27 protein-coding genes and 1 riboswitch are annotated in these 25,761 nt (G+C 45.2%); of the genes, 22 read left to right on the top strand and 5 right to left on the bottom strand.

Features of this window, described 5'->3' with window-relative positions; genetic code table 11:
• The first annotated feature begins 26 nt into the window (after window positions 1-26).
• The 8 genes from ACZ5NG_RS06670 to ACZ5NG_RS06635 are packed head-to-tail and all read left to right on the top strand — an operon-like array spanning window position 27 to window position 8,390.
• Complete coding sequence (locus ACZ5NG_RS06670; protein ID WP_464253117.1) at window positions 27-1,103, top strand: NADH-quinone oxidoreductase subunit D; 1,077 nt, start codon at window positions 27-29, stop codon at window positions 1,101-1,103.
• A gap of 25 nt (window positions 1,104-1,128) precedes the next feature.
• Window positions 1,129-2,178 carry an NADH-quinone oxidoreductase subunit NuoH gene (gene nuoH, locus ACZ5NG_RS06665; RefSeq protein WP_464251047.1) on the top strand — a complete coding sequence of 350 codons (1,050 nt, stop codon included), beginning with the start codon at window positions 1,129-1,131 and terminating at the stop codon, window positions 2,176-2,178.
• A 5-nt stretch (window positions 2,179-2,183) separates the two neighbouring features.
• Entirely contained in the window at window positions 2,184-2,684 is a 501-nt protein-coding gene (locus tag ACZ5NG_RS06660; protein WP_464251046.1) for a NuoI/complex I 23 kDa subunit family protein, read from the top strand.
• Entirely contained in the window at window positions 2,685-3,188 is a 504-nt protein-coding gene (locus ACZ5NG_RS06655; RefSeq protein ID WP_464251045.1) for an NADH-quinone oxidoreductase subunit J family protein, read from the top strand.
• Window positions 3,181-3,489 (top strand): NADH-quinone oxidoreductase subunit NuoK, encoded by a 309-nt coding sequence (nuoK, locus tag ACZ5NG_RS06650; protein WP_464251044.1) that lies wholly within the window; start codon window positions 3,181-3,183, stop codon window positions 3,487-3,489. The genes ACZ5NG_RS06655 and nuoK overlap by 8 nt, the downstream gene beginning before the upstream one ends.
• Window positions 3,490-3,525: 36 nt before the next feature.
• Window positions 3,526-5,442 (top strand): NADH-quinone oxidoreductase subunit L, encoded by a 1,917-nt coding sequence (gene nuoL / locus ACZ5NG_RS06645; protein WP_464251043.1) that lies wholly within the window; start codon window positions 3,526-3,528, stop codon window positions 5,440-5,442.
• Window positions 5,442-6,962 carry a complex I subunit 4 family protein gene (locus ACZ5NG_RS06640; RefSeq protein ID WP_464251042.1) on the top strand — a complete coding sequence of 507 codons (1,521 nt, stop codon included), beginning with the start codon at window positions 5,442-5,444 and terminating at the stop codon, window positions 6,960-6,962. Before nuoL ends, ACZ5NG_RS06640 begins: the two co-directional genes overlap by 1 nt.
• The gene (locus tag ACZ5NG_RS06635; protein ID WP_464251041.1) at window positions 6,963-8,390 is read left to right on the top strand and encodes an NADH-quinone oxidoreductase subunit N; all 1,428 of its coding nucleotides are present in this window, start codon (window positions 6,963-6,965) and stop codon (window positions 8,388-8,390) included.
• Between the two features lie 74 nt (window positions 8,391-8,464).
• On the opposite strand, the gene ACZ5NG_RS06630 is transcribed toward ACZ5NG_RS06635, so the two are convergent.
• Entirely contained in the window at window positions 8,465-8,950 is a 486-nt protein-coding gene (locus ACZ5NG_RS06630) for a GGDEF domain-containing protein (RefSeq protein ID WP_464251040.1), read from the bottom strand.
• Window positions 8,951-9,084: 134 nt separating this feature from the next.
• Between ACZ5NG_RS06630 and ACZ5NG_RS06625 the strand changes: the two genes are divergently transcribed.
• The gene (locus tag ACZ5NG_RS06625) at window positions 9,085-9,447 is read left to right on the top strand and encodes a YraN family protein (RefSeq protein WP_464251039.1); all 363 of its coding nucleotides are present in this window, start codon (window positions 9,085-9,087) and stop codon (window positions 9,445-9,447) included.
• A gap of 62 nt (window positions 9,448-9,509) precedes the next feature.
• Window positions 9,510-9,908 carry a DUF2512 family protein gene (locus tag ACZ5NG_RS06620; RefSeq protein ID WP_464251038.1) on the top strand — a complete coding sequence of 133 codons (399 nt, stop codon included), beginning with the start codon at window positions 9,510-9,512 and terminating at the stop codon, window positions 9,906-9,908.
• A 59-nt stretch (window positions 9,909-9,967) separates the two neighbouring features.
• On the opposite strand, the gene speD is transcribed toward ACZ5NG_RS06620, so the two are convergent.
• The gene (gene speD, locus ACZ5NG_RS06615) at window positions 9,968-10,360 is read right to left on the bottom strand and encodes an adenosylmethionine decarboxylase (RefSeq protein ID WP_464251037.1); all 393 of its coding nucleotides are present in this window, start codon (window positions 10,358-10,360) and stop codon (window positions 9,968-9,970) included.
• A gap of 266 nt (window positions 10,361-10,626) precedes the next feature.
• On the opposite strand from speD, the gene ACZ5NG_RS06610 reads away from it, so the two are divergent.
• The 6 genes from ACZ5NG_RS06610 (at window position 10,627) to ACZ5NG_RS06585 (ending at window position 16,996) form a co-directional block, all read left to right on the top strand.
• A complete protein-coding gene (locus ACZ5NG_RS06610; protein ID WP_464251036.1) occupies window positions 10,627-10,824 on the top strand; it encodes a cold shock domain-containing protein in 198 nt (65 codons plus the stop codon).
• A 272-nt stretch (window positions 10,825-11,096) separates the two neighbouring features.
• A complete protein-coding gene (pepF, locus tag ACZ5NG_RS06605) occupies window positions 11,097-12,878 on the top strand; it encodes an oligoendopeptidase F (protein WP_464251035.1) in 1,782 nt (593 codons plus the stop codon).
• Window positions 12,879-13,151: 273 nt separating this feature from the next.
• A complete protein-coding gene (locus ACZ5NG_RS06600; RefSeq protein WP_464251034.1) occupies window positions 13,152-13,544 on the top strand; it encodes a hypothetical protein in 393 nt (130 codons plus the stop codon).
• Window positions 13,545-13,857: 313 nt separating this feature from the next.
• Window positions 13,858-15,180 (top strand): M18 family aminopeptidase, encoded by a 1,323-nt coding sequence (locus tag ACZ5NG_RS06595; protein ID WP_464251033.1) that lies wholly within the window; start codon window positions 13,858-13,860, stop codon window positions 15,178-15,180.
• 225 nt (window positions 15,181-15,405) lie between these two features.
• Window positions 15,406-16,725, top strand: a complete 1,320-nt coding sequence (gene brnQ, locus ACZ5NG_RS06590) for a branched-chain amino acid transport system II carrier protein (RefSeq protein WP_464251032.1) — start codon at window positions 15,406-15,408, stop codon at window positions 16,723-16,725.
• A 112-nt stretch (window positions 16,726-16,837) separates the two neighbouring features.
• A complete protein-coding gene (locus ACZ5NG_RS06585; protein ID WP_464251031.1) occupies window positions 16,838-16,996 on the top strand; it encodes a hypothetical protein in 159 nt (52 codons plus the stop codon).
• Between the two features lie 10 nt (window positions 16,997-17,006).
• Here the strand turns inward: ACZ5NG_RS06585 and ACZ5NG_RS06580 are convergent, their stop codons facing one another.
• A complete protein-coding gene (locus ACZ5NG_RS06580; RefSeq protein ID WP_464251030.1) occupies window positions 17,007-17,171 on the bottom strand; it encodes a uracil-DNA glycosylase in 165 nt (54 codons plus the stop codon).
• Between the two features lie 91 nt (window positions 17,172-17,262).
• Between ACZ5NG_RS06580 and ACZ5NG_RS06575 the strand changes: the two genes are divergently transcribed.
• From ACZ5NG_RS06575 to ACZ5NG_RS06550, 6 genes are all read left to right on the top strand, one after another.
• Window positions 17,263-18,405 carry a glycosyl hydrolase family 18 protein gene (locus ACZ5NG_RS06575; RefSeq protein ID WP_464251029.1) on the top strand — a complete coding sequence of 381 codons (1,143 nt, stop codon included), beginning with the start codon at window positions 17,263-17,265 and terminating at the stop codon, window positions 18,403-18,405.
• A 275-nt stretch (window positions 18,406-18,680) separates the two neighbouring features.
• Window positions 18,681-18,782, top strand: a riboswitch (glycine riboswitch).
• Between the two features lie 117 nt (window positions 18,783-18,899).
• On the top strand, window positions 18,900-20,291 hold the full coding sequence (locus tag ACZ5NG_RS06570; RefSeq protein WP_464251028.1) for an alanine/glycine:cation symporter family protein: 1,392 nt from the start codon (window positions 18,900-18,902) through the stop codon (window positions 20,289-20,291).
• 206 nt (window positions 20,292-20,497) lie between these two features.
• On the top strand, window positions 20,498-21,937 hold the full coding sequence (locus ACZ5NG_RS06565) for an NAD(P)/FAD-dependent oxidoreductase (RefSeq protein ID WP_464251027.1): 1,440 nt from the start codon (window positions 20,498-20,500) through the stop codon (window positions 21,935-21,937).
• A 78-nt stretch (window positions 21,938-22,015) separates the two neighbouring features.
• Complete coding sequence (locus ACZ5NG_RS06560) at window positions 22,016-22,780, top strand: AzlC family ABC transporter permease (protein WP_464251026.1); 765 nt, start codon at window positions 22,016-22,018, stop codon at window positions 22,778-22,780.
• Window positions 22,773-23,075, top strand: coding sequence for an AzlD domain-containing protein (locus tag ACZ5NG_RS06555; protein ID WP_464251025.1), 303 nt, complete (start codon window positions 22,773-22,775; stop codon window positions 23,073-23,075). Before ACZ5NG_RS06560 ends, ACZ5NG_RS06555 begins: the two co-directional genes overlap by 8 nt.
• Before the next feature lie 199 nt (window positions 23,076-23,274).
• Window positions 23,275-23,442 (top strand): small, acid-soluble spore protein, alpha/beta type, encoded by a 168-nt coding sequence (locus ACZ5NG_RS06550; RefSeq protein WP_464251024.1) that lies wholly within the window; start codon window positions 23,275-23,277, stop codon window positions 23,440-23,442.
• A 48-nt stretch (window positions 23,443-23,490) separates the two neighbouring features.
• Here the strand turns inward: ACZ5NG_RS06550 and ACZ5NG_RS06545 are convergent, their stop codons facing one another.
• Both ACZ5NG_RS06545 and ACZ5NG_RS06540 read right to left on the bottom strand, forming a co-directional pair.
• The gene (locus ACZ5NG_RS06545; RefSeq protein ID WP_464251023.1) at window positions 23,491-24,069 is read right to left on the bottom strand and encodes a nuclear transport factor 2 family protein; all 579 of its coding nucleotides are present in this window, start codon (window positions 24,067-24,069) and stop codon (window positions 23,491-23,493) included.
• Window positions 24,070-24,090: 21 nt separating this feature from the next.
• The gene (locus ACZ5NG_RS06540; protein WP_464251022.1) at window positions 24,091-25,626 is read right to left on the bottom strand and encodes a YifB family Mg chelatase-like AAA ATPase; all 1,536 of its coding nucleotides are present in this window, start codon (window positions 25,624-25,626) and stop codon (window positions 24,091-24,093) included.
• Window positions 25,627-25,761 lie beyond the last annotated feature (135 nt).

Here is a 25,761-nt window from a genome sequence, read left to right as displayed (position 1 = left end):
TGAAAACTGAAGAGTTTACCATTAACATGGGGCCACAGCACCCATCAACTCACGGTGTGTTGCGCCTGCTTGTGCAGCTTGACGGAGAGACGGTGGTAAAAGTTGAACCGATTTTGGGCTATCTGCACCGGGGCATTGAAAAGCTGGCGGAATCAAGGACTTATTCTCAGGTGATTCCTTATACCGATCGTTTAGACTATTTGGCTTCCATGTTAAATAACTTAGGTTATGTTCAGGCAGTGGAAAAGTTAATGGGTGTTGAGGTGCCCGAAAGGGCGGAATATATTCGCGTTATTGTGGCCGAAATGTCCAGGATTGCCAGTCATTTGCTTGCTACCGGCGCTTACGTTCAGGACTTAGGAGGAGTTACCGCCTTTTTAATTACCTTCCGTGAGCGGGAAAGGCTGTTGGACATGCTGGAAATGATCTCCGGGGCAAGAATGACCTTTAGTTACATGCGTATCGGCGGCGTTGCCTATGACCTGCCGGATGAATTTTACCCGGAGATAGACAAATTTTTAAAAATATTCCCATCGTGTATTGATGAATATAACGATCTAATCACCGGCAACGAGATTTTTTTAGCCAGAACCAAGGGCGTTGGGGTGTTGTCGGCTGAAGACGCGATTAAATACAGTTTCAGCGGCCCGGTACTGCGGGCATCCGGTGTTAATTACGATTTGCGCAAGGTTCGTCCTTACGGTATTTACGATCGCTTTGATTTTGACGTGCCGCTGGGTGAAAACGGTGATTGTTTTGACCGTTATTACTGTCGCATTTTAGAAATGCGTCAGTCCCATCGCATTATTGAGCAGGCTTTAGAACAGCTGAAAGAACTTCCTCCCGGGCCGGTAAAGGCCAAGGTGCCGAAAGTAATCAAGCCTCCTAAGGGGGATGTATACCACGAAATTGAAGGGGCGAAGGGAATTATCGGTTTTTATGTTGTCAGTGACGGCAGTACAAACCCCTATCGGGTACACTTTCGCCGTCCGTCATTTATCAATCTGGCCCTGCTGGATGAAATGTGCCGGGGTTGGAAGATAGCGGATCTTGTGGCCATATTGGGCAGCATTGATATTGTGCTTGGTGAAGTTGACGCATAACAAATCTGAAGTGGGGGAAATAGGCATGGAAAACCTGTTTGTAAATATTGCCGGCTTGCTGCGCGCAGTACTGGAAAACGCCGGGCTGTCCCCGTTATTAACTGACGCCGTAATGATGGTGGTAAAACTGGCAGGCATACTGGTATTTGTACTGCTTAACGTGCTTTGGCTGGTATATATGGAGCGTAAAGTATCGGGGTTTATCCAGTGCCGCCTGGGACCTAACCGTGTCGGCCCCAGGGGACTTTTGCAAACGGTAGCCGACGCAATCAAATTACTGGGCAAAGAAATAATTATTCCTAAATGTGCAGATAAACCAATCTTTCTGCTGGCACCGATATTAATTTTTGTTCCGCCGATTCTCGCATTTTTGGTGGTGCCTTTTGGGGACAATATGGTTGCTTACGACCTCAACGTTGGCGTGCTTTACTTTGTGGCAGTGGCATCAATGTCCACGGTTGTTTTCTGGATGGCCGGCTGGTCGTCGAACAACAAGTACTCGCTGCTCGGCGGCATGCGTGTGGTAGCGCAAATGATTAGTTATGAACTGCCGATGTTGTTGGCCATTCTTGGGGTAGTAATGATTACCGGTTCATTAAACATGAGTGAAATAATTGAAGCCCAAAAGGATATTTGGTTTATCTTTGTGCAACCGGTGGCTTTTGTAATATATTTCATTGCCAGCCTGGCGGAATGCAACCGGGCACCCTTTGACCTGGTGGAAGCGGAACATGAAATTGTTGCCGGGCCCTTTACCGAATACTCCGGTATGGCTTATGCCATGTTCTATTTGGCTGAATACGCCAACATGGTATTGGTATCATTTTTGGCGGCAACATTATTCTTAGGTGGCTGGTTGGCACCTTTTGGCTGGACCTTTATTCCGGGATGGATTTGGATACTTCTGAAAGTGTATTTGCTCATCTTTATTCAAATGTGGGCCCGCTGGACTTTTCCGCGGATTCGGGTTGACCAGTTAATGGGTTTTGGCTGGAAACTGCTGGTACCGCTGACCTTGGCTAACATCTTCGTCACCGGCGTGGCGATGAAGGCTTTTCAATGGATGGGATGGTGATGTGAATGTACGGTGAAGGCTTAATTAAGGGATTAGGCGTAACAATACGGGAATTTTTTAAGAAAAAAGTAACCGTTCAATATCCGGAAGAGATATATCCGCTGCCGGATCGCTTTGTGGGGCGGTTTACCCTCGATCAAGATAAGTGTATTAGCTGCCAAATGTGCGTCCGGGCCTGCCCCAATAAGGTGATCCAGCTGGAATCAGAAACAGTGGCGCGTAAAAAGCGGCTGTTAAAGTACGTGATGGATCTGAGGTACTGCCTTTTCTGTGGTTTTTGTATTGAAGCCTGTCCGACGCAAGCACTGGCCAGCGAAAAAGACTTTGAATTGTCTCAATACCGTTTAGAAAATATACCGCTGGTGTTAGCTGATCGGGAGCCATTGCCGGAGGAAGAAAAGAAGCGTTTGGAAGAAGAAGCCCAAAAAGCTCTGGAGGCCAAGAAAGCTGCTAAAAAGGCAGCAGATGCGGCTGCTGCTGAACTCCGGGAAAAGGAGGGCAAGTAAATGGAACAACTTGCATTTTGGATACTGGCGGCAGTAATTGTAGTTTGTGCCCTACTGGTAATTTTCAGTAAAAATATTGTGCACAGCACATTGTGGCTGGTAATTGTTTTTTTAGGTGTTGCCGTTGTGTTTTTAATGCTGGACGCCATGTATTTGGCAGTTATCCAGGTGCTTATTTATGCGGGAGCGGTGTCGATTATGATTATCTTTGCTGTGATGCTTACCCAGCGCAGCAATATGAAAGAGACCAACCCCTTTAACTACCGGATTTTTATTGCCGCCCCCCTTGTCGGTCTCATTGTTGTGGTAGCCGGTCTTTTAGCTTATTTGAGTGCTCACGGCATGCTACTGTCCGGGACCGCTGTACCTACCGATACCGTTGCCCACATTGGGGAGCTGCTGTTGACAAAATATGTAATTCCATTTGAGGCGGCGGCAATTTTGCTGCTGGTGGCACTGGTAGGAGCGGTTTTCCTGGCCAAGGAGGTGAAGGCCAATGACTAGCCTTTTGCCCTTTGTTATTCTCTCGGCGGTGCTTTTCTGCATTGGCCTTTTTGGAGCGCTGACCAAGAAAAACGCCATTATGGTGTTAATTTGTATCGAGATGATGTTAAATGCCGTAAACATTAATCTGGTGGCTTTTAACAAGTTTATTACCCCGGAAGCATTTATTGGCCAAATCTTTTCGGTATTTGTGATTACCGTGGCCGCTGCCGAAATCGGCGTGGGTTTGGCAATTTTGATTTTAATTTATCGGAACAAGCTGTCGGTTAACTTAGACGATTTTGATTGGCTTAAATGGTAACTTTTATGAATCTGAAGCGAGGTAGGTGCTGAATAAATGGTAGAGTTTGCGATGAATCATGTTTGGCTGGTGCCTCTACTGCCTGCCCTCTCCTTTTTGCTGATCGTGTTTGTTACCCGGCCGCTGCCTAAGTTAAGCTCAGCGGTGTCGATAACTTTTATGCTGGCTTCATTTGCGGTGGCTACACTGGCAGCCTACGGCGTTTTTACCGACGTTGCTTTTAAACAGGAAGCGTTGGTATCTACCATACGCTGGTTTGGCATGGAGGGGCTGAATGTTGATGTCGGTACCCTGTTGGATCCTTCATCAGCCATGATGATTTTTATGGTTACCATGGTTGCATCACTGATTCAGATATATTCCACCGGTTATATGGATGGTGACCCCGGTTACTCGGTATTCTTTGCTTATTTATCTTTATTTGCAGCTTCCATGCTGGGGCTGGTTTTATCAAGCAGTCTTTTGCAAATGTTTGTCTTCTGGGAGCTGGTGGGGCTTTGTTCATACTTGTTAATTGGTTTCTATTCCCACCGCATATCTGCCCGGGAAGCGGCCAAAAAGGCTTTCATTACCACCCGTATTGGGGATTTTGGCTTGATTTTGGGCATGCTGTTAATTCAAATAATTTTCGGTACTCTCAATTTCCAAGAATTGGCTGAAATTGCACCTAACTTTGAAAATTATACTACAGCTGCCATGATGACCCTGATTGCCGTCCTGGTGTTTATCGGACCGATTGGCAAATCCGGTCAGTTTCCCCTGCACGTGTGGCTGCCGGATGCCATGGAAGGCCCGACACCGGTATCCGCATTGATTCACGCCGCCACCATGGTTGTCGCCGGTGTGTATCTGGTGGGACGCTGCATGTTCCTGTTTGTTGAAGTGGACGCGGCAATGCAGCTGATAGCGGTCATCGGGGCTTTTACGGCTATTTTTGCTGCCCTTATTGCTATTACCCAACGCCAAATTAAACGCATTTTAGCTTATTCTACCGTCAGCCAATTAGGTTATATGATGCTGGCGTTAGGTGTAGGCAGTCTTACCGCATCATTCTTCCACCTATGGACCCATGCTTTCTTTAAGGCATTGATGTTTCTCGCTGCCGGTTCGGTACTGCACGCGCTGCACGATAAGGCGGACGTTTGGGAAATGGGCGGCTTAATTAAAAAGATGCCTGTTACCGGCTGGACCTTTGTTATTGGCGGTTTAGCCATTGCCGGTATTCCTCCCTTTGCCGGATTTTGGTCTAAAGACGAGATTCTTCTGGCGGCTTGGGCAGAAGGCCACTATGTACTGTTCTTGCTGGCGGCCATTACCGCCTTTTTAACCGCTTTTTACATGTGGAGACTCATTTTTCTGGCTTTCTTTGGCGAAGAAAAACCGGACAATCATCCGCATGAATCTCCTTTAAACATGACCATACCGCTGGTAGTACTGGCATTTTTCGCCATTACCGCCGGCTTTGTCGGCACACCTTTTATGCCCCTGTGGCAGGAATGGATTTTCTTCGGCTTGCCGCATCACCCGGAAGTCAATATCGCCGTGATGTTGTTGTCGGTACTGCTGGCAGTGGCCGGTATTGGCTTGGCTTACCTTATGTATTACAAAGATAAAGAAAAGGCACTGGCAAAAGAGTTAGCCGGCAAATTCCCCGGCTTGTACAAACTGTCGTATAACAAGTTTTACATTGACGAGATCTATCAGTGGTTTAATCGCAAAGCTGTGGACGGCACTGCGCGCCTGATTGCTTTATTTGATATTTACGTGGTTGACGGCATTGTCAACGGCTTGGCAGCGTTAACCCGCGGCAGCGGTGCAGGTTTACGTTACCTGCAAACCGGTAAAATGCAGACCTATGCGTTGGTACTTTTTATAGCTGTATTGGTAATCACTGTAGTGTTGGTTTATAATAATTCCTCCTCAGCTATGTTGGTCATGGGAGGTGTAAAATAATGAATTTCCCGATACTGACTGTTGCGTTATTGTCTCCGCTGGCTGCAGCCTTTGTGCTGATGTTTTTACCAAAAGATGAAGCCGGGCTGCATAAGGCGGTTGCTGCCATCGGTACCTTTGTTTCATTGGCCATCAGTATTTATGTCTATATTGCTTACGACCAATCACAGGGCGGGCTGCAGTTTGTGCAGCGGATTCCCTGGATTGAAGACCTAGGTGTAACTTACTTCATGGGGGTAGACGGTTTATCGCTGCCCATGATGCTGTTAACAAACTTAATTGGCTTTACGGCGGTATTTGCTTCTTGGAATGTTCCCAACCGCTCAAAGGAGTTCTTTGTGTTACTGCTGATTTTAATTACCGGGGTAATGGGCACTTTTATTGCCCAAGACTTGTTTATTTTCCTGCTGTTCTATGAAGTTGTAGTTATTCCCATCTACATTCTGGTCATCATTTGGGGTAGCTCCAAACGGGTAACCAAAGAGTATGCCGGCATGAAGCTGACAATTTATTTGCTGATTGGGTCGGCCTTTCTGCTGACGGCAGTGATTGCCACCTTTGTCAAGGCGGTGGAAATAACCGGTGCCCCGGATATGAGTTTTTATGGGCTAAGTATGGTGGAATTTCCGGAACAGTTCCAAATTTGGATGTTCCTTTTAATGCTCATTGGTTTTGGTTCGCTGCTTTCTATGTTTCCCCTTCACAGTTGGTCACCCGACGGTTACGCCGGTGCTCCGACCGCTGTATCGATGATTCACGCCGGGGTATTAAAGAAAATCGGCGGCTACGGTTTAATTCGCATAGCCTTGTTTGTCATGCCGGCCGGTGCGGTTTTCTGGGCGCCGCTGATTGCCGCTTTAGGCGTGGCCGGCTGTGCCTATGCCGCATTTGGGGCCTTGGCCCAAAAAGACTTAAAATACCTGGTCGGTTATTCTTCCGTCAGCCATATGGGATATGTGCTGTTAGGGATAGCAACATTAAGTGTAGTTGGGGTTAACGGTGCGGTGGCTAATATGTTTGCTCACGGTGTGATGGCCGCATTGTTCTTCTCCATGATTGGGTTTATATATGAAAAAACTCATACGCGCAATGTGCATGAATTAGGCGGTTTGGCACGCCAACTTCCTCGGCTGACTGTCGGTTTCATGATGGCTGCCATGGCTTCACTGGGTTTGCCGGGTTTAATCAGCTTTATCCCCGAGTTCACTATTTTTGTCGGTTCCTTTGAACGCTTTGGTGCAATGGCGGTGATCGCTATTGCCGGGATCATTATCACCGCCTTGTATGTTCTGCGTGCCGCGGCCAATGCGCTGTTTGGGCCGCCGCGCGATGAATACAATCACTTAAAGGACATCAAAGGGGCAGAAACAGTGCCGCTGGCAATTTTGGGCTTTGTATTAGTACTTGGCGGTTTCTTCCCGGCACTGCTCTTTGATATGGTTGACAGCGGCGTGACACCGATATTGAATCACATTGCTGACTATATTCCCGACGCCATGCGGATTGGGGGGAATTTGTAAATGCCGTTTGATTACAGCTTGCTGACAACGGAAATGATGTTGGCTGTATTAGGGCTGACAGTGTTGATATTAGGCTTAATTGCTCCCTTAAATGCCCGTAGCGGCCTGGGGGCGATAACAATATTCGGATTGCTCGCCACCCTGGGGGTTACCGTTGCCGGGTGGAATGAGCAGGGAACATTATTTGACGGCATGTATGTTGTTGATCAATATGCTCGCTTCTTTAAAATTCTGTGCCTAACCGCGGCGCTACTGGTAACCCTGGGCTGCACCAAGTACGTTGACGGCTTGAGGGCAGCCGGCGAATACTATTCCCTGCTGGTGTTTGCTACATTAGGTATGAGCGTTATGGCTTCAGCAGGTGACTTTATCACTTTGTATATCGGTCTGGAATTAATGACCATTGCTTTTGTAATTTTAGTGGCCCTGCGCAAAACGGACAAAAAGGGTGCGGAAGGCGGTTTAAAATATCTCATTTTGGCCGGTTTGTCTTCGGCAGCGCTGCTTTACGGTATCTCCTTGGTATACGGAATGACCGGGACGGTCATAATTTATGACATTGCAGAGATTATTATATCCGGACAGGTATCTCCGGTACTGTTCTTTGGACTGGCATTGTTAGTTGCCGGATTGGGCTTTAAAGTATCAGCAGTTCCCTTCCACATGTGGACACCGGACGTTTATGAAGGTGCACCGGTACCGGTAACCGCCTACTTGGCTGTTGGTTCTAAAGCTGCATCGCTGGCAATATTATTAAGGGTGTTTATCGGCGGCTTAATTTATACTGCTGATTCTTGGATGCCGTTAATTGCCCTGCTGGCCGCACTTTCGATGGTTATCGGTAACTTAGTGGCCATTGTGCAGACAAACATCAAGAGATTACTTGCCTACTCCAGCATTGCTCAAGCCGGTTACATTTTAGTTGGCCTGGTGGCGGCTACTGAAGCAGGGATTAAGGGCGTAATGTTTTATACCTTCCTTTATGTGTTTGCCGTCATGGGAGCTTTTGTTGTGATAGCCGTGGTATATGATCAAATTAAAAGCGAGGAAATTGCGGATTACGCCGGATTGGCCCAGCGGGCGCCGCTGTTGGCGGCGGTATTAACCGTCAGCCTGCTTTCCATGGCGGGTATTCCGCCGCTGGCAGGGTTTGTCGGCAAGTTTTACCTGTTCCAAACCATTATTGCCGATTATTTCTGGCTGGCCCTCTTAGGTTTGCTGATGTCGATGATCTCAGTTTACTACTATCTGCGGGTGTGCTTGGTAATGTATCGGGATGAGCCGAAAGAAGAGGCGCCCATTGCCCTTTCCGGTAACGTCACGGTGGTATTAATTGCCGCTTTGATTGGTACGCTGTTTATCGGTATTTACCCCGAACCCCTTGCGGAAATATTGAATACTGCGGCTAGCACTTTCTTCCTGCACTAAGCAAAAAACATGGCTTGTATCCGGTTTTAAAGCCGGATGCAAGTCATTTTTTTATCCTCTCTATAAAGCAGTCATTAGCATTGCACTTGGTTTTTACCCCGGTATTTAGCATAAAGCAGGGCTTTTTCTGTCATTTTAAAAAAGGTTTCTGCATTCATATTTTTAGAGTACTGACTGACGCCGGCACTGGCGGTGCACTTTACTTTGCAGCCGTCAATGTCAATGGGGGTTGCTTCCAACATGTCAACAATACGCTGTGCGCCGGTGTAGGATTCATTTAAGTCAGTAAAAGGTAACACCAATACAAAGTCTGCCGGTGGGCATCGACCGATAAAGTCTGTATTACGCGTAAAACCGTGCAATAAGTTTTTTAAACGGAGCAGTAGTTTATTGCCCTTTTCATAACCGTACTGCCGATTGAAAGCGTCAAAATTGTCGATATTGATCATGACTAAAGACAGTGCGCAGTTTTGTCTTTCAGCGGCAGCAATTTCCTGCTCAATTTTTTCATAGGTTGCACTGCACAGCGGTAAACCGGTAATTGGATCATGATTTTGCATTTTATCGCCTCCTATTTGCATTCATTATAGTAAAATCCTGCCAAAAGGTTCTCTGATTATGGTTAATTTTGTTAACCGGATAAGAAAATTTTGAGTATAATGTTGAGCAAACAACAAAGCAGAGGGGACGGGAAATGACTGTTTTTAGGCAGGCAACCGGCAAACGGGGAGAGGAAGAGGCGGTTAATTATTTAAAGAGATGTGGCATGCGCATTATTTGCCGCAATTACCGCTGTCGGCTAGGTGAGCTGGATGTAGTTGCCGAAGACAACGGTGTGCTGGTGTTTGTGGAGGTGCGCTCGCGCCGCAGCAAGGGTTACGGTTTGCCGCAGGAAACAATCGGAGCGCGAAAAAGAGCCCAGATCAGAAAAGTAGCGCAGTACTATATGTTAAAAGAAAATCAAGGGGAGCGGGAGTGCCGCATTGATGTAGTGGCAATTGGGCTGGATCACAAGGGCAATGTTACTTACCTTGAACATATAAAAAATGCAATTTAATGTATTATTTTCACCAAAAAATGGAATAATACCCCTAGATATATTTCTAGGAGGTATTGAAATTGGGGAAATTCAATCACGCTACAGCATTGCTTATTAAATTTGCCGCGTTGGCGGTAATATCAGCAATTGCTTTACCGGCGATCAGCACCATGACTATAACGGAATCATTAATTACGGCATTGGTACTAACCGTTGCCGCTTACCTGATTGGGGACTTATGGATTTTGCCCAGCTTTAATAATACTGCGGCCACAGTAGCGGATGCCGGTATAGCGTTTATCGCCATTTGGCTGATGAACTCGGTGCTGACCCGGGATCCGATTAACCTAACCGGACTGTTGGTTATCTCTTTGGTTATTGCCGCGGCAGAGTACTTTTTCCATAAATATGTTGCCCTTACTGTAACCAAAGAGGGAGAAACATTGGCCGAAGCCCCGGGCAACCAAGAAGAACAGTAATAAAAAAGGCTGTGGCACAACGATTTAAAGTGTCGTAGTGCTTCAGCCTTTTTTATTGCCTAATTTGCGGCGGTTTTTTTCCGCAACTTTAAATTCTTTAAACCCCTGCTGATTTCTATTACATGGGCGTCCTCCGCATCTAAGTATTGAGCAATACTCTCTAATGCCGTCCAAGGGTCTACATCGTCACCGCAGGTAAAAATATCAACTGCCGCATAATCTAATTCCGGCCAGGTATGGATGGTTAAATGTGATTGGGCAATCACAACCACACCGCTTACACCATGAGGTTCAAAAGGGTGAAATACCACTTTTAAAATTTGGGCCTCAGATTTCTTGGCCGCCGCGATCATCATTTCTTCGATACCTTTCACATCGTTTAACTTATCCGGGTTGCAATCCCACATTTCTGCCAACAATTGCACGCCCAAGGGTTGTCCGAGTACTGCCAATGCTCTAACCTCCTTCAACAATAATATTATTATAGAAGTAATTGTTGTTTATATCCGGAAAAGTTAGCCAACCCGGAAATATATGGTAAATTCTATTAATTTCACCTTTAGATATTTGCTTGCTATTTAGAAGATTTAATGCTAATATTAAAATTGTTAAAAAGGATGACTTCACTGAAACACTTTGGCCTCCTTTTAGCGGGTTAGGTTTCAAAGATGTTTTGTGGTAGTCCCTTTTTAAAGAAATTTCAAGGAGGCCAAATTTAATGCAAGGAACAGTAAAATGGTTTAATTCAGAAAAAGGTTATGGTTTTATCCAAACTGATGAAGGCAACGATGTTTTTGTTCATTTTTCCGCAATTCAGATGGACGGTTTCAAAACGCTGCAAGAAGGGCAGAAGGTAGAATTTGAAATTGTCGAGGGCAACCGCGGTCCACAAGCGGCAAACGTGGTTGTACTTTAATAAATACAGTAACCTTTGAAGAAAAACCGGAAAGGCATTTCCCGTTAGGGAAGTGCCTTTTTTGTTGTCTTTTTGCTGCATGATATCGGGGGAATTTGGCATAACTATTTGTGTAAGCCAAAATAAAGGAGTGGCAGGAAAAACTGAAAAAAATTAGAAGATATAGCAAGTTAATTCTTTTAGGCTTTATCACCGCTATGCTTACCTTTATAGGGTTAAACTTTGCTCTGCCCTATACGGATGCATTTTTTTGGAAAAAGGGGGATGCGGAAATGAACAAGGTTGATGAACGATACACTTGGAATTTAGAGGACATTTATGCCGATGATGAAAAGTGGGAACAGGACTTTAAAAAAGTAGAAGCACTGATCGGTGAAGTTACTGCCTACCGGGGAAGGTTGGGGGAGTCGGCGGATACCCTGTTAAATGCCTTAAAGGATATTGAACAACTGCAAATGCTTAACGAGAAGTTATTTGTCTACGCCAGCATGCGCCTAGACGAAGACAACACCAATGCCAAATACCAGGCCTTAAAGGATCGGGCCGTCGGCTTAAACACCAGAGTAAATGCCGCCATTTCTTTTTTTCTGCCGGAATTACTCTCCTTGCCTACGGAGACCGTAAATCAATATAAACAGCGGCCGGATTTTGCAGACTATCGGTTTTTCTTAAGTGAAGTAATTCGTCAGAAACCCCATACCCTTTCTGAAAGTGAAGAACTGCTGCTTGCTCAGGCAGGCGAGGTGATGCAAGGGCCGGATAAAATTTTCCGCATGCTCAACATTGCCGATATGAAGTTTCCCACCATTAAGGACGAAAAGGGAAAGGATGTGGAAATTACCCACGGCAATTATCAAACCTTAATGTTGAGTTATGACCGGCGGGTGAGAAAAGACGCCTACAATGCCTTATACAGCGCCTATCGTGCCCGTCAAAATACGCTGGCCGCAACATTGAGCACCAGTGTAAAAAAGGACATCTTCTATGCCCGGGCACGCAAACATCCTTCGGCCATGGAAGCGGCATTATTTGCCGATAACGTTCCTACAGGGGTTTATGATAACTTAATTAAAACGGTACGGGCTAATTTAGATCTGTTACACCGCTATGTTGCTTTGCGCAAAAAAATACTGGGTGTAGATAAACTGTACATGTACGATATTTACGTCCCACTGGTTAAAGACGTGCAGTGGAAAGTGGAATATCCCGAGGCGGTAGACTTGATTACCAAGGCGCTGCAGCCGCTGGGAGAGGTTTATATTCAGGACTTAACCGCCGGGCTGAATTCCGGTTGGGTGGATGTCTATCACCGTCCGGGAAAAACCAGCGGCGCGTATTCCTGGGGGCCCTATGGCGTGCATCCGTATGTGCTGTTAAATTACGATAACAACTTAAATGACCTTTTTACCCTGGCGCATGAAATGGGACATGCGATGCACTCATATTACGCTTACCGCCAGCAGCCCTATATCAACGCTCATTATTCCATTTTTACCGCTGAGGTGGCCTCTACCTTAAATGAAACCCTGTTAATGGACTACCTGCTGAAAAACATAGATGACAAAGAGAAAAAACTGTACTTAATTAACCATTATTTAGAAACAATCAGAGCTACCTTGTACCGGCAAACGATGTTTGCCGAGTTTGAAAAGATTATCCACGAAAAGGCGGAAGCGGGAGAACCGTTGACGGCAGAATCAATGAGTGCCATTTACCATCAATTAAATGTCGATTATTACGGAAATGATATTGTAATTGATAAAAATATTGATTTGGAATGGGCGCGCATACCGCACTTCTATAACGCCTTTTATGTTTACAAATACGCCACCGGGCTGTCGGCGGCAATCGCCTTGAAAAACCAAATTATTGAACAGGGACAGCCTGCCGTTGACCGATATCTGAACTTCCTAAAGAGCGGCGGCTCGGATTATCCGCTGAACTTACTGAAAGCTGCCGGTGTAGACATGACTTCGCCTCAACCGGTGCAGGACGCGCTGGATCTGTTTGGGCAGCTGTTGGATGAGCTGGAAAAAACGGCAGCGGTAGAATAAACCCTTGGGCCATAGTAATATGACGGAAATGCTCCTCTGCCATGGGAGGGGCATTTTTATTTTTAGTTAGCCCCTAGGCAACTTTTAGGCAGGACAAAAAATCAGAAAGTGCAGGCAGCATTTTTTAATGGCAAAAAATGCTCAATAATGAATTGTAAAAATTAACTTAAAATATAAATATCTTCAAAACCCCTTTTAAAATTAAGCAATAAGTGGTATGCTATTTGCAATAGATTTCACAATCACAAAATTACAAAGAAAAGGGGGATTAACATGAAAAAAATAAAAGAAAACGATATTGTTATCTGGGAGCCTACGCAAAAAGTAGGACTGCATAAAGAAAAAGTCGGCCGGGTGGTGTCGGTACATGAGGATAGCGTAGATGTGTGGCGCTGCTCCTGTATGCAGCTGATTAATCTGCCAATTAGCGCAGTGACGGTAATCGGGAACATTGACGATGATGAATTTTTAGAAGACGCCAACAATATTTGCAATGCCTCGTGTGTACATTTGCAAAAGAGAATCCAGCGGTTAGATATTGCCGAAGACACCAAAAATGAGCTGCTGAAAATTTTAGGCCGCATTGTAGTTTACAATGACATTATCAGATTGTCCGAAAAGCAGTTTTGCCCCGATGAGTGTACGGAAGACCTTTCGGTTAGTTAAAGCCAGATTTGTGAACAAAAGGACATGTCTGTGGGGCATGGAAATTGGGGCCGGCCTTTACCTTTCGGTTAGAGGCCTGGCGCCAGGATAGTAATGAAAAGCACCTTTAGGTGAAAAGATAATATTTCGTTAAAAAGCAGGGAACGCTCTTGACAGTGCTGCCGCTTCAGATATGCAGGACGGCCAAGGTGTTCCCTGCTTATGTTTTAGCAAAAGTTACATTCATGGTTGTAAGGAAACATCTATAATTACCCATTTAAACCACCGTTTCGGTTATAATGATCAAAGAATGATTAAGAGGGGAGAATTACAGGTGGTGACAGAAAAAAGGCTGGCTGCGGAATTAATTGATTTTATTGATCGCAGCCCCACGGCCTTTCATGCCGTGAGTGAGATGGAAGCCGTTTTAAAGAATAACGGCTTTAAAAAATTGCATTTAAGGGATAAATGGGACCTAAAGCAGCGGGGGAAATATTATGTAACGGCAAATTCTTCCGCCTGCATTGCCTTTGTTATCGGGGAAGGCAGTATTGCGGAATCAGGCTTTAAAATAATCGGGGCCCATACCGACAGCCCGACTTTTTGCATTAAGCCCTATCCGGAAATGTCGGCGGACGGTTACTTAAAACTCAATACCGAAATCTATGGCGGCCCGATTATTAACACTTGGTTAGATCGTCCGCTGTCCCTGGCCGGGCGGATTACCGTGCGCAGTAATAATCCGCTGTGGCCGGAAAGCAAGCTGGTAAACATCAAGGGTCCGCTGCTGGTTATTCCCAATTTAGCCGTTCATTTAAATCGCAGTGTTAACGACGGGATAAAATTAAACGCGCAAAAAGACACCCTGCCGATAATCAGGCTAATTAATGATCAACTTACGCCGCAAAACTACTTGTTAAAACTGTTAGCCAGGGAAGCAGACCTACCGGAAGAGGATATTTTGGATTTTGACCTGTTTTTATACGAACATCAAAAGGGAAGTATCATTGGCAGTGATCAGCAGCTGATATCCGCTTCCCGCATTGACGACTTGGCTATGGTGCATGCAGGGCTCAAAGCATTGTGCGGCGCCAAGCCCAAGTCCGGGGTCAATGTGTTGGCCTGCTTTGACAATGAAGAAGTTGGCAGCAGTAGCAAGCAGGGAGCGGATTCGCCGCTGCTGGCTACAGTGTTGGAGAGAATTGTATTAGCCGAGAACAAAAATAAAATTGTGCTATCCAGTAAGCACCGGGAAGATTATTTTCGCGCGGTGGCCAACTCATTTTTCATTTCAGCGGATATGGCTCATGCGGTACACCCCAACAGTCCGGAAAGGCATGACCCGGTAAACAAACCCCGGATCAACTGCGGACCGGTGATAAAAATCAATGCCAATCAAAGGTATACGTCAGACAGTGATTCAACGGCGGTGTTTGCTTCTATCTGCCGGGAAAACAACATTCCTTATCAAACCTTTGTTAACCGTTCGGATTTACGAGGCGGTTCTACTATTGGGCCAATTACAGCCAGGCATTTAAACATCCGTTCCGTAGATATCGGCAACCCCATGCTGGCGATGCACTCAATAAGAGAATTGGCCGGTGTAAAAGATCATCTTTATGTTTATCAAGCTTTTGTAGCTTTTTACAGCATGTAAAACTAAACGAGCGAACAAAATTAAGCTTCTGCCGTCGGCATGAAGCTTAATTTATTTTTTGTACAAATCACAATCAAGTTGTGTAAAAATATAGACAATTTGAAAAGTAATATAAATAATTGACACTCGGTGTAAATTAGTTTAGGATATAGGTTATTGTACTGCCGAGATGTTTGATACTCACCCTGGACAAGCTTTATTTTTGCAGCATGGAGGAGGGTTTTCATGAAGTTAAGTAACAGAGAGATATTTGTTACCGGTTTGGCCTTATTGGCTATGTTTTTCGGTGCCGGCAACCTGATCTTCCCGCCAATGTTAGGTAAACTGGCCGGGGAAGATCTTTGGCTGGCTGTTTTTGGTTTTATAGTTACCGGTGTAGGGTTGCCCTTGTTAGGGGTTACGGCAGTGGCTATGGCAGGCGGTGACTTGGAAAAGCTGGGCAGCAGAGTAAACCCCTTGTTCGGTAAAATTATTACTACCGTGGTGGTACTTTGTATCGGCCCGCTGTTGGCCATTCCGCGTACTTGCGCTACCACTTATGAAGTAGGGGTGGCACCCTTTTTAGGTGACTTAAGCCCCGGCATGTCGTCTCTGGCTTTAGCAATAACCACGGTGATATTTTTTGGTATTGTTTTAGCGTTTGTTTTACGTCCCAGTCAAATTATTCATAATTTGGGGAAAATACTTACCCCGTTTTTACTATTATTTCTCGGTATTATTATTTTTAAAGGCATTGTTAGCCCGGGTGCAGGCATCGGTGCAGCAAATTATAGCACACCCTTTATTCAAGGCTTTTTAGAAGGTTACAATACGATGGATGCGTTAGCGGCGACAATTTTCGGTTTGGTTATTGTCAACTCGGTTAGAAACAAGGGTGTTACCGATAATAACGAAATCGCCAAAATAACCATCATAGCCGGAATTGTTGCTGCAGTTGGTTTAGGTTCGGTGTATATCGGTCTGGCCTATATTGGGGCTACTACCGGTACATTGTATGCCGGTGATAACCAAGGGGAATTGCTTTCCTTCATGTCTGAATACTTACTTGGTTCTTTTGGTAAAGTTGCCATTGCTATAGGCATGGCTTTGGCCTGTTTAACAACGGCCATTGGCCTGGTTGCCAGCTGCGGCAGTTTCTTTAGCAGGTTAACCAATAATCGTGTGAGCTACAATACGATTTGTATAATTGCTACTTTAGTTAGTGCACTTCTGGCAAACATGGGTTTAGCCACTATTTTGGAAGTGTCGGTTCCGCTGTTGGTAACAGTATACCCCATCGTTATTGCTTTAGTATTGCTGGGCATTATACACAACCTATTTAAAGGTAAAAAGATCGTCTATGTAACTACCGTCGGCATTACTACAATATTAGCATTAGTAAACTTGGCGGCATCAATCGGCCAACGACTCGGCATTCAGCTTGGGCTGGATAAGCTCTTAGTTTACTTGCCCATGCACGATCAGGGGTTGGGCTGGGTAGTGCCCGCTTTGATTGTGTTTGTTGTTGGCACCTTGTATAGCGCGGTATCCCAGACACAGCACTGATATCTTTGTTGCCGGGCCCTGTGGAATAAAAAGCACAGGGCCTTTTCTTTGTGCAGACAGGTTTTCATAGATATTATGCTTTTCGGTTATCCTATTTGCGGGAGGCGATTTGATGAGCAAAAGGAAACCTGTTAAGCGCGCAAATGACGAAAAAATAAGTTCTTATGATCCGCCGACCTTTAAAGTTAAGGGGCTGACGGAACAAAACCTTGCCCCTGAACAGGGTAGCGGCAGCTACATGAGTACAGACAAAAGTTTGAAAAAAGATTAAATAATAACCGTTATTTCGGCTGATAACAGGCACAGCCCTTACCTGTCGTTCTGAGCACAACCACGGACGGCAGGTATTTTGTTTTGATACCGTAAGCCTTGCAGCCGTTGGGAAAACGCTTGTCCCAGGTGATATAGAAATAGCGGCATTTGCGGCAAACAACTCTTTCCTGCATGTAAGCTTTTCTCCTTTCCTAGCCAATTACCGAAAGCAATACACCTTGATATGAATATAATACAGTATTTAAAAGAGAAAGGGGGAGGGCATTGCTGATACATGTGGTGCAACCGGGGGAGACAGTACAGATGATTGCCAACAGATATCAAGTTAACATGCAAAGAATTATTGATATAAATGCAATCTATGAATTGCCCCATCTTATTTCCGGCATGGCTTTGATTATTCCCGGTGATGCTGGCAATCAATTGCGGGCGATAGAAGTTAATGCCTGGATGGAACCAAGTTATTATCAACAAAACCCAAGATTAATTGATGAAGCCGCACCGTCCTTAACCTATATCAGCCCCTTTAGTTATCAAGTTAATGCGGACGGCAGCTTACAGCCTTTAGATGATTTAGCGGTAATAGAGGCAGCGAGAGAGTATAATGTAGCAGGTTTAATGGTGTTAACGAACTTAGGGGAAGGGAACTTTGATCCCCAAATAGCTCATGCTATTTTGTCAGATGAAAACATTCAAGACCTTTTAATTGGCAACATCCTGCAGGTTTTGAAGGCAAAGGGTTATTACGGAGTAAATTTTGACCTTGAAAGAATTCCGCCCGAAGACAGGCAATTATACAATGATTTTGTAGCTAAAGCCTATGCCCTTTTACATTCTGAAAATTATGTGCTATCAACAGATTTAGCTCCCAAACCCTATGACATAACCACCGGAGAATGGCATGGGGCCCACGACTATGCCGCTCAAGGCAGGATTAATGACTTTGTTGTGTTGATGACCTATGATTGGGGATATGCCGGAGGCCCACCCATGGCCGTTGCCCCGATTAATGAAGTAAGAGAAGTGCTTGATTATGCAGTTTCAGTCATTCCACCGGAAAAAGTAATGTTTGGCATACCGCTGTATGGTTATGACTGGACACTGCCTTATGCACCGGGCGGCGAATGGGCGGTTAGAGTTACTCCGATAAGTGCGTTGCAGTTAGCCGCTCAATATGGGGCCACCGTTCAATACGATGAAGAGGCACAAGCGCCGTACTTTTATTATACAGATGAAAAGGGAAGCAGCCATGTTGTTTGGTTTGAAGACGCTCGCAGCATTCAAGCCAAACTGGAACTAATTAACGAATATCAATTAAGAGGGGTAAGCTATTGGCAGCTGGATAACAGTTTTCCGCAAAATTGGTATATATTAAACCATATGTTTTCAATTATTAAGAGAATATAAGCAGTTACGGTTATTTAAAATATATTGCCGTGCTCTCCTTGGCTTTGAGGGGAGCATATTTGGTATCCGCAGATACAAAAAGGGACTTATAGACTTATAAAAGTCAGAATATTAGAATATTACTTCTAACTGTTGCTATTTCCAAGAGTTAGAATTATAATATCCTACGTAACAACCGCATATGGACACTGAATGATGCCTGTGGGAGAGCGGCCGAAAGGCCCACCGAAGGAGCTAAACTCTCAGGTGCTTTGTTAAAAAGCGGAACCACCGGCGGACAGGACTCTGGAGAGACCCTTACATAATAAGGGCGCCGAAGGGGCAAAACAGTCTGTACAGCTGTTCAATCTCTCAGGCAAAAGGACAGAGGAGGCTATACAATTAGTTAGTAAATTTAATGCTGACTAATTGCTTCTTTGCCTGTTGCTTTCAAGAGTCAAATCATTTCTGATTTGGCTTTTTTATTTTTTAACAACAAAGTAGGAGATGAGGCAATGAACATTATGGATTTGTTACAAACTATCGACGCTTATATCTGGGGGCCGCCGCTTTTAATTCTTTTGGTGGGGACAGGGATTGTACTTACATTTAGGCTTAAACTGCTGCAGGTAAGTAAACTGCCGCTGGCATTAAAACTTATTGTCACTGCTAAAAATGACGGTTCCGGCGATATAAAAAGCATCGGTGCCCTTTGTACCGCCTTGGCGGCTACCGTCGGTACCGGCAACATTGTCGGGGTGGCTACCGCTATTTATGCCGGCGGCCCGGGGGCCCTTTTTTGGATGTGGCTGGCAGCCTTCTTTGGCATGGCTACCAAATATGCCGAAGGACTGTTGGCTGTTAAATATCGCACGGTAGATGACAACGGGCAAATTTCCGGTGGGCCGATGTACTATATTGAAAAAGGTTTGGGCCCTAAATTCCGCCCATTGGCGATAATGTTTGCCATAAGCGGTATTTTAGTTGCCTTTTTTGGCATCGGCACCTTTCCCCAGGTAAACGCCATCGTATCATCGGCAGAAAACTCCATGGGCATTCCCGTTTATCTTACTGCCGCTGTAATTACCTTGTTGGTAGCCTTGGTAACCATTGGCGGTATTAAGAGAATCGCTAATGTTACCACTAAGGTTGTGCCTTTTATGGCTGTTTTTTATGTTGTTGTCTGCCTGGCAGTTTTAATAATGCACATAGAACAATTGCCGGCGGCAGTTAAACTGGTAATCAACGGTGCCTTTACCGGTACTGCCGCAACCGGCGGCTTTTTAGGAGCAACCGTAATGATGGCTATTCAGTTCGGTATTGCCCGGGGCGTCTTTTCTAACGAATCCGGTCTGGGCAGTGCCCCGATTGCGGCGGCGGCGGCAAAAACCAAATGGCCGGCAGAACAAGGTTTAATTTCCATGACCGGTACTTTTATTGATACAATTATTATTTGTACCATGACCGGCTTGACGTTGGTAGTTACCGGCGTGTGGTGCGGTACAGCCGAAGGTGCGGCGATGACCCAATTGGCCTTTGCCTCCGGGTTCCCGGCGTTTGGACCCCACCTTTTAACGATCGCTATTGCCTTTTTTGCTTTTACTACCATCTTGGGGTGGAATTACTACGGCGAGCGCTGCTGTGAGTATTTGTTCGGGGTAAAAGCAATTATGCCTTACCGCATTATCTTTATAGTTTTAGTGGGCTTGGGCGCTTTTCTTAAACTGGATATGATTTGGATAATTGCCGATATAGTGAACGGGTTAATGGCCATCCCCAACTTAATTGCCTTACTGGGCTTAAGTGGCGTGGTAGTGGCGGAAACAAACCGCTACCTGAAACATCTTCAAGAAGAACAATCTAATGTCAAGGCAAAAACTGAATTAAAGACAGCCAAATCAAATTAATAAATAAGGGTGTGCTTTATCACACCTTTATTTAATTTGCCTTGGCAATTCTATTTAGTGGGTATATAATTCTAATTATGTTGATGGGGATCGGTTTTTAAATTTTTTCCTTTTCTTACAATAAATAAGTTTGCTATATAATTTTAGTTGGTATATAATGTAACTTTGGGATGTTAAAAGACTAATATAAGCTTGGAGTGAAAGCAATGAGCAAAGGGTATGACGTAATTATTGTAGGGGCCGGGCCAGCGGGTATTTTCGCTTGTTATGAACTTTCCTTGAAAGCGCCTTCTTTAAAGGTATTGTTGATTGATAAGGGTAGGGACATATACAAGCGCAGCTGTCCGATGTTGGAAAAAAAACTGGAAAAGTGTCCGCCGGCTAATGAGAAAAAAGATTACGCCGGCTGTATTCCGGCATGTTCAATTACCAACGGTTTTGGTGGTGCCGGGGCATACTCGGACGGGAAATTTAACATCACTACTGAATTTGGCGGCTGGATGACCGACTATCTGCCTCCTTCTGAAGTTTTGAAATTAATTAACTATGTAGATGAAATTAACTTAAAGCACGGTGCGCCGTCAGAAATTACCGATCCTACTTCGCCGGCGGTTAAAGCCATCGAGAAAAGAGGACTGGCAGTGGGTCTTAAGCTGCTTAGGGCCAGGGTCCGTCACCTGGGTACCGAGCGCAACATAAAAATTTTAATTGACATTTACGAGTACTTAAAAGATAAAATTGACATGATTTTTGAAACTGAAGTAGCAGATATTACGGTAAAAAAAGACGGGAGCGGCAAGTTAGCCGTTAGCGGTATTGTCACTAAAGATGAGCAATACTTTGAAGCTAAAAAAGTAGTGATTGTGCCGGGCAGAGACGGCTCTAAATGGCTGGAAGAAGTATTGGCCAAGCACAATTTAGAGATGACCAACAACCAGGTTGATGTGGGTGTGCGTGTAGAAACACTGGACACCATTATGGAAGAGATAAATGAACATCTATACGAAGGCAAGTTTATTTATCGCACCTCAGTAGGCACAACAGTAAGGACATTTTGCAGTAACCCTTCCGGCTATGTGGTAATTGAAAATCACAGCGGTGTGATGCTGGCTAACGGACATGCTTACCAAGATAAAAAACTGGGCAGTGGGAACACTAACTTTGCCATATTGGTTTCGCACAAGTTTTCGCAACCTTTTAACAAGCCAAATGAATATGCGCGGGCAATTTCTAAATTAGCAAACGACTTATCTAACGGCAGTGTTTTGCTGCAAAGGTACGGTGACATTTTAAAAGGCAGAAGATCAACTGAAAAGAGAATTAAGGTTGGTTTTGTTGAGCCGACGCTGAAAGAAGCGGTGCCGGGTAACTTGGCTCTGGCCTTACCCTACAGTACCATGAAAAGTATTTGCGAAATGATTGAAGCCCTTGATCATGTTACACCGGGACTGGCTTGTGAGCATACCCTGCTTTACGGTGTGGAGGCCAAGTTTTACTCCAGCCGGCCGAAATTAAATGATAAATTTGAAACGGAAATTAGCGGCTTATATGCCGGCGGTGACGGGGCAGGTGTAACCAGAGGCTTGGCCCAAGCAAGTGCCTGTGGTGTTTGGATAGCAAGAGATATTGCGGCAAAATTGGCTTAAATAGAGTGCAACATTGTACAGGGCCGGTTAACTTGATATTTACCGGCCCTGTATAAGTTTTCCAGCAGGAGGCAAAAAATGGTGCAACCGGTGACAAAACATTCAACCGAAGTTAAAAATAACATGCAAGCTACAGAAAAACTAACGGCAGTTGACGGCATTAAAGCCGCCGTTCCCATCGCCATTGGCTTTATCCCGATTGCCTTGGCTTATGGAATTTTAGCTAAAGCATCAGATGTGCCCAATATAATCTGTGCATTGATGTCACTGTTGGTTTATGCCGGTGCCAGCCAGTTTATGGCCGTTAACCTAATGTCTTTAGGAGTTATGGGCGGAGAAATTGTCATGACTACCTTTATTCTTAATTTGCGGCATTTGTTGATGTCTGCCTCATTGGCGCAACGCATTGAAAAAAATGTATCTGCCAAGATGCGTTCACTCATTGCCTTTGGCGTTACTGATGAAACTTTTTCTGTAGCCTCTTTTCGTCAAGAGAAAACTTTAAGTCCGGCCTTTTTGTTAGGTTTAAATTTTACCGCCTTTGCCGCCTGGAATATCGGAACATGGCTGGGGATATTTCTCGCCTCCGGACTTCCGGAATCCGTTAAAGCCTGCATGGGCATTGCCCTTTACGCCATGTTTATCGGGTTGTTAATTCCTTCGCTAAAAACTTCCAAACCCTTTTTAATTGTGGCCATAATTGCCGCAGCTACTCACGCCCTGCTTAACTGGCTGCCGCTGTTTGCCGCTTTGTCTACCGGGTGGACGGTGATTATTTCCACCTTAATTGCCGCAGCCCTTGGTGCAGCTCTGTTCCCCAAGGAGGGTGCAAACAATGGATAAACTTTTGTTGATCGTCATTGGCATGGCGGCAGTGACTTACATTCCCAGAATGCTGCCGCTGGTAGCTTTAGACACTACTAAACTGCCACCTGCATTGAAAACTTTTTTACAGTTTATTCCCTGTGCGGCAATCAGTGCCTTGCTCTTTCCCGGCATTTTACAATCTACCGGCAACATACATTCTGCTATTTCCGGCAGCATTGTAGCTTTAATTTTGGCTTATTTTGGCTTAAACGTAATTATTGTCATCTTTGGCGGTATCGCCGGCGTGTTTTTGTGGAATTTATTGATGTAATTAATTAATGAACTTAAATAAACCAATGCTTTGTTGAAAATAATATAAAAAATTAATACTTTTATAATGCTATTTCTTAGTACTATTAATAAATTTCATCTGCATTTGCAGCTACTAAATATACTAGCTGAACTTACTTGTTATATTAAATTTACTGCTGCAGAAACTAACGATAACAACCAAAAAGGAGGTAGTTTCTGTGGCCAGGGACAAAGTAATGAGTTGGAAACTGAAACACTACGCTGCCAGACAGCAGGGTGTGGAAGGCTTAATTGAAGGAGAGCACAGCGACTACGGAAACTTAACTTCTCGCCAGTGCGGCAACTTTGTGAAAATTGCTATTGAAAAGGCCAATGAAATGTTTTAGTGTAAGGTGATGAAAACCTCTTGGTCGGTTGTAAGAGGCCAAGAGGTTTTAGTATTTATTTTCGGTTTCTAAAATTTCAAAAGCTTTTAGGGCATTCCCGGTAATGGCACGGTAAAGCTCATCATTGGCTTGGGAAATCTTCCAGCCGCCTTTGGTTTTAACCAGATTTATATTGGTTTGGGTGGTTGTCATTGGTGCATTGTCATCGGATATGCTGTTGATCAGGTACTTATCTACGAGTTTATCTATCTCTTCCGGAGAGGTTTCAGCGGAAAAAACCGTGGCAAATGCTAAAGGTATCATTTCGTTTACGGTACTTGCTGTTATTCCCATCATGTCCGGTGCGGTAATATCAGCTTTAACGGTTGCTTTGTCGCTGTTAATGCTCGTTTCCGTTATTTTATATTCAATTTTTGCCAGAATTAATTTGGCTATTTCTTTATCTGGCAAAGCCCCTTCGATATCAGTGTTTACTACATATTTTTTAGCTTTGCTCAAGTCAGACTCCTTAAGCGCATTTAAAAAATTCCCGGTCACGGTTTCCGGGGAAGAGCTGTCGGCACAAGCAGTTGTTAAAAACAACAAAATGCACATGGCTGCCGCCAAAAGATTTTTAGTTTTTAACATCTTGCTTCCTCCTTAATATGACTAAATAAATTTATTTTCCCAACTGCGGTACTGCAATGCCTCTGCCATGTGCTGTTCTAAGATGAGCTCGCTGCCGGCCAAATCGGCAACGGTGCGGGCCAGCTTTAGTATTTTATCGTGACTGCGGGCAGATAAATTTAAACTCTTAAAGGCGGCACGCAGCAGACTTTTGGCCTCGCGGGAAGGGACACAGTATTTTCTGATCATTGAAGGGGGCATTTGGGCGTTGCAGGTAACTTTGGACTGCATGCCGTTAAAACGCATCCGTTGAATGCTGCGGGCTTTTTCCACCCGGGCCTTTATCTCTGCCGACGGTTCAGCCGGTGTCGGGTCTTGTAAATCGCTGAATTGCACGCGCAAAACTTCAATGTGCATATCGATGCGATCTAGCAGCGGGCCGGACAGGCGGCGCAAATAGCGTTGAATTTGCGGCGGCGTGCAGGTGCATTCTTTAAGGGGATCGCCAAAGTAGCCGCAGGGACAGGGGTTGGCGCTGGCGACCAGCATAATGTTAGCCGGATAGGTAAGGGATGAATGTACCCGGGTAACGGAAACTATGCCGTCTTCCAGCGGCTGGCGCAGTGATTCCAGCACATCTTTGCGGAATTCTAAAATTTCATCGAGAAAAAGCACCCCATGGTGGGCAAGGCTCACTTCACCCGGCTTAGGAATGCGCCCGCCCCCCACCAAACTGGCGCTTGACGCCGAGTGGTGCGGGCAGCGAAAGGGCCGCTCTGTTACCAATGCCTGGTTGGGCTTTAGCTGCCCGGCCAGGCTGTATATTTGGGTGACCTCAACGGCTTCATCTAAAGTCATGTCCGGCAGAATGGTGGGTAATCGCCGTGCCAGCATTGTTTTACCGGAACCGGGTGGGCCGACCATTAAAATGTTATGACCGCCGGCAGCGGCTACTTCCAAGGCCCGCTTTACGGCAAGCTGTCCTTTAACGTCGGCAAAATCCACCAGGTGAGAAGAAGTGTTTTTTAGCAATTGCTGCATGTCCACCGTGTAGGGGGTAAGCTGTTCTTCTCCTTTTAATGCGGCTACTAAGCCTGCCAAGCTGCCGGCCGGATAAACATCAATTCCCTGTACCAGCGCCGCTTCGGCACAGTTTTCCGCCGGCACTATCATACTGCGGTAACCCTTTTGCCGTACCGTTAAAGCTGCCGGCAGCAAGCCGTGAACATGGCGAATGGCCCCGTCTAAGGAAAGTTCGCCGATATAGATGTGCTCTAAACAATTAACCGGGTCTATTTGCTCGGATGCGGCTAATATGCCAATGGCAATGGGCAAATCATATATCGGGCCCTCTTTGCGAATGTCCGCCGGGGCCAGATTGACGGTAATGCGTTTTACCGGAAACTCAAAACCGGAATTTTTAATGGCTGCCCGCACCCTCTCTTTAGATTCTCTCACGGCAGTATCCGGAAGACCGACTAAGTCAAATTTGGGCAGTCCGGCTGATACATCTACTTCCACTTTTACGATTACGCCTTGCAAACCCTGCAGGGCAACACTGTTGGTAATGGCCAGCATGTCAACCTATCCTCCAAAGACAGTTCAAGTGGTTAATATTGCAATATTCTACCAAGACGTAAAAATTACCTGCCAAAATTGTATGACAACGGTATCAGCAGGTAAATGCTTTATGTCAAAGGCGTATTTTTGTGG

The sequence above is a fragment of the Desulfovectis peckii genome, assembly GCF_055391705.1.
This window is presented reverse-complemented; position numbering and strand designations above follow the sequence as displayed.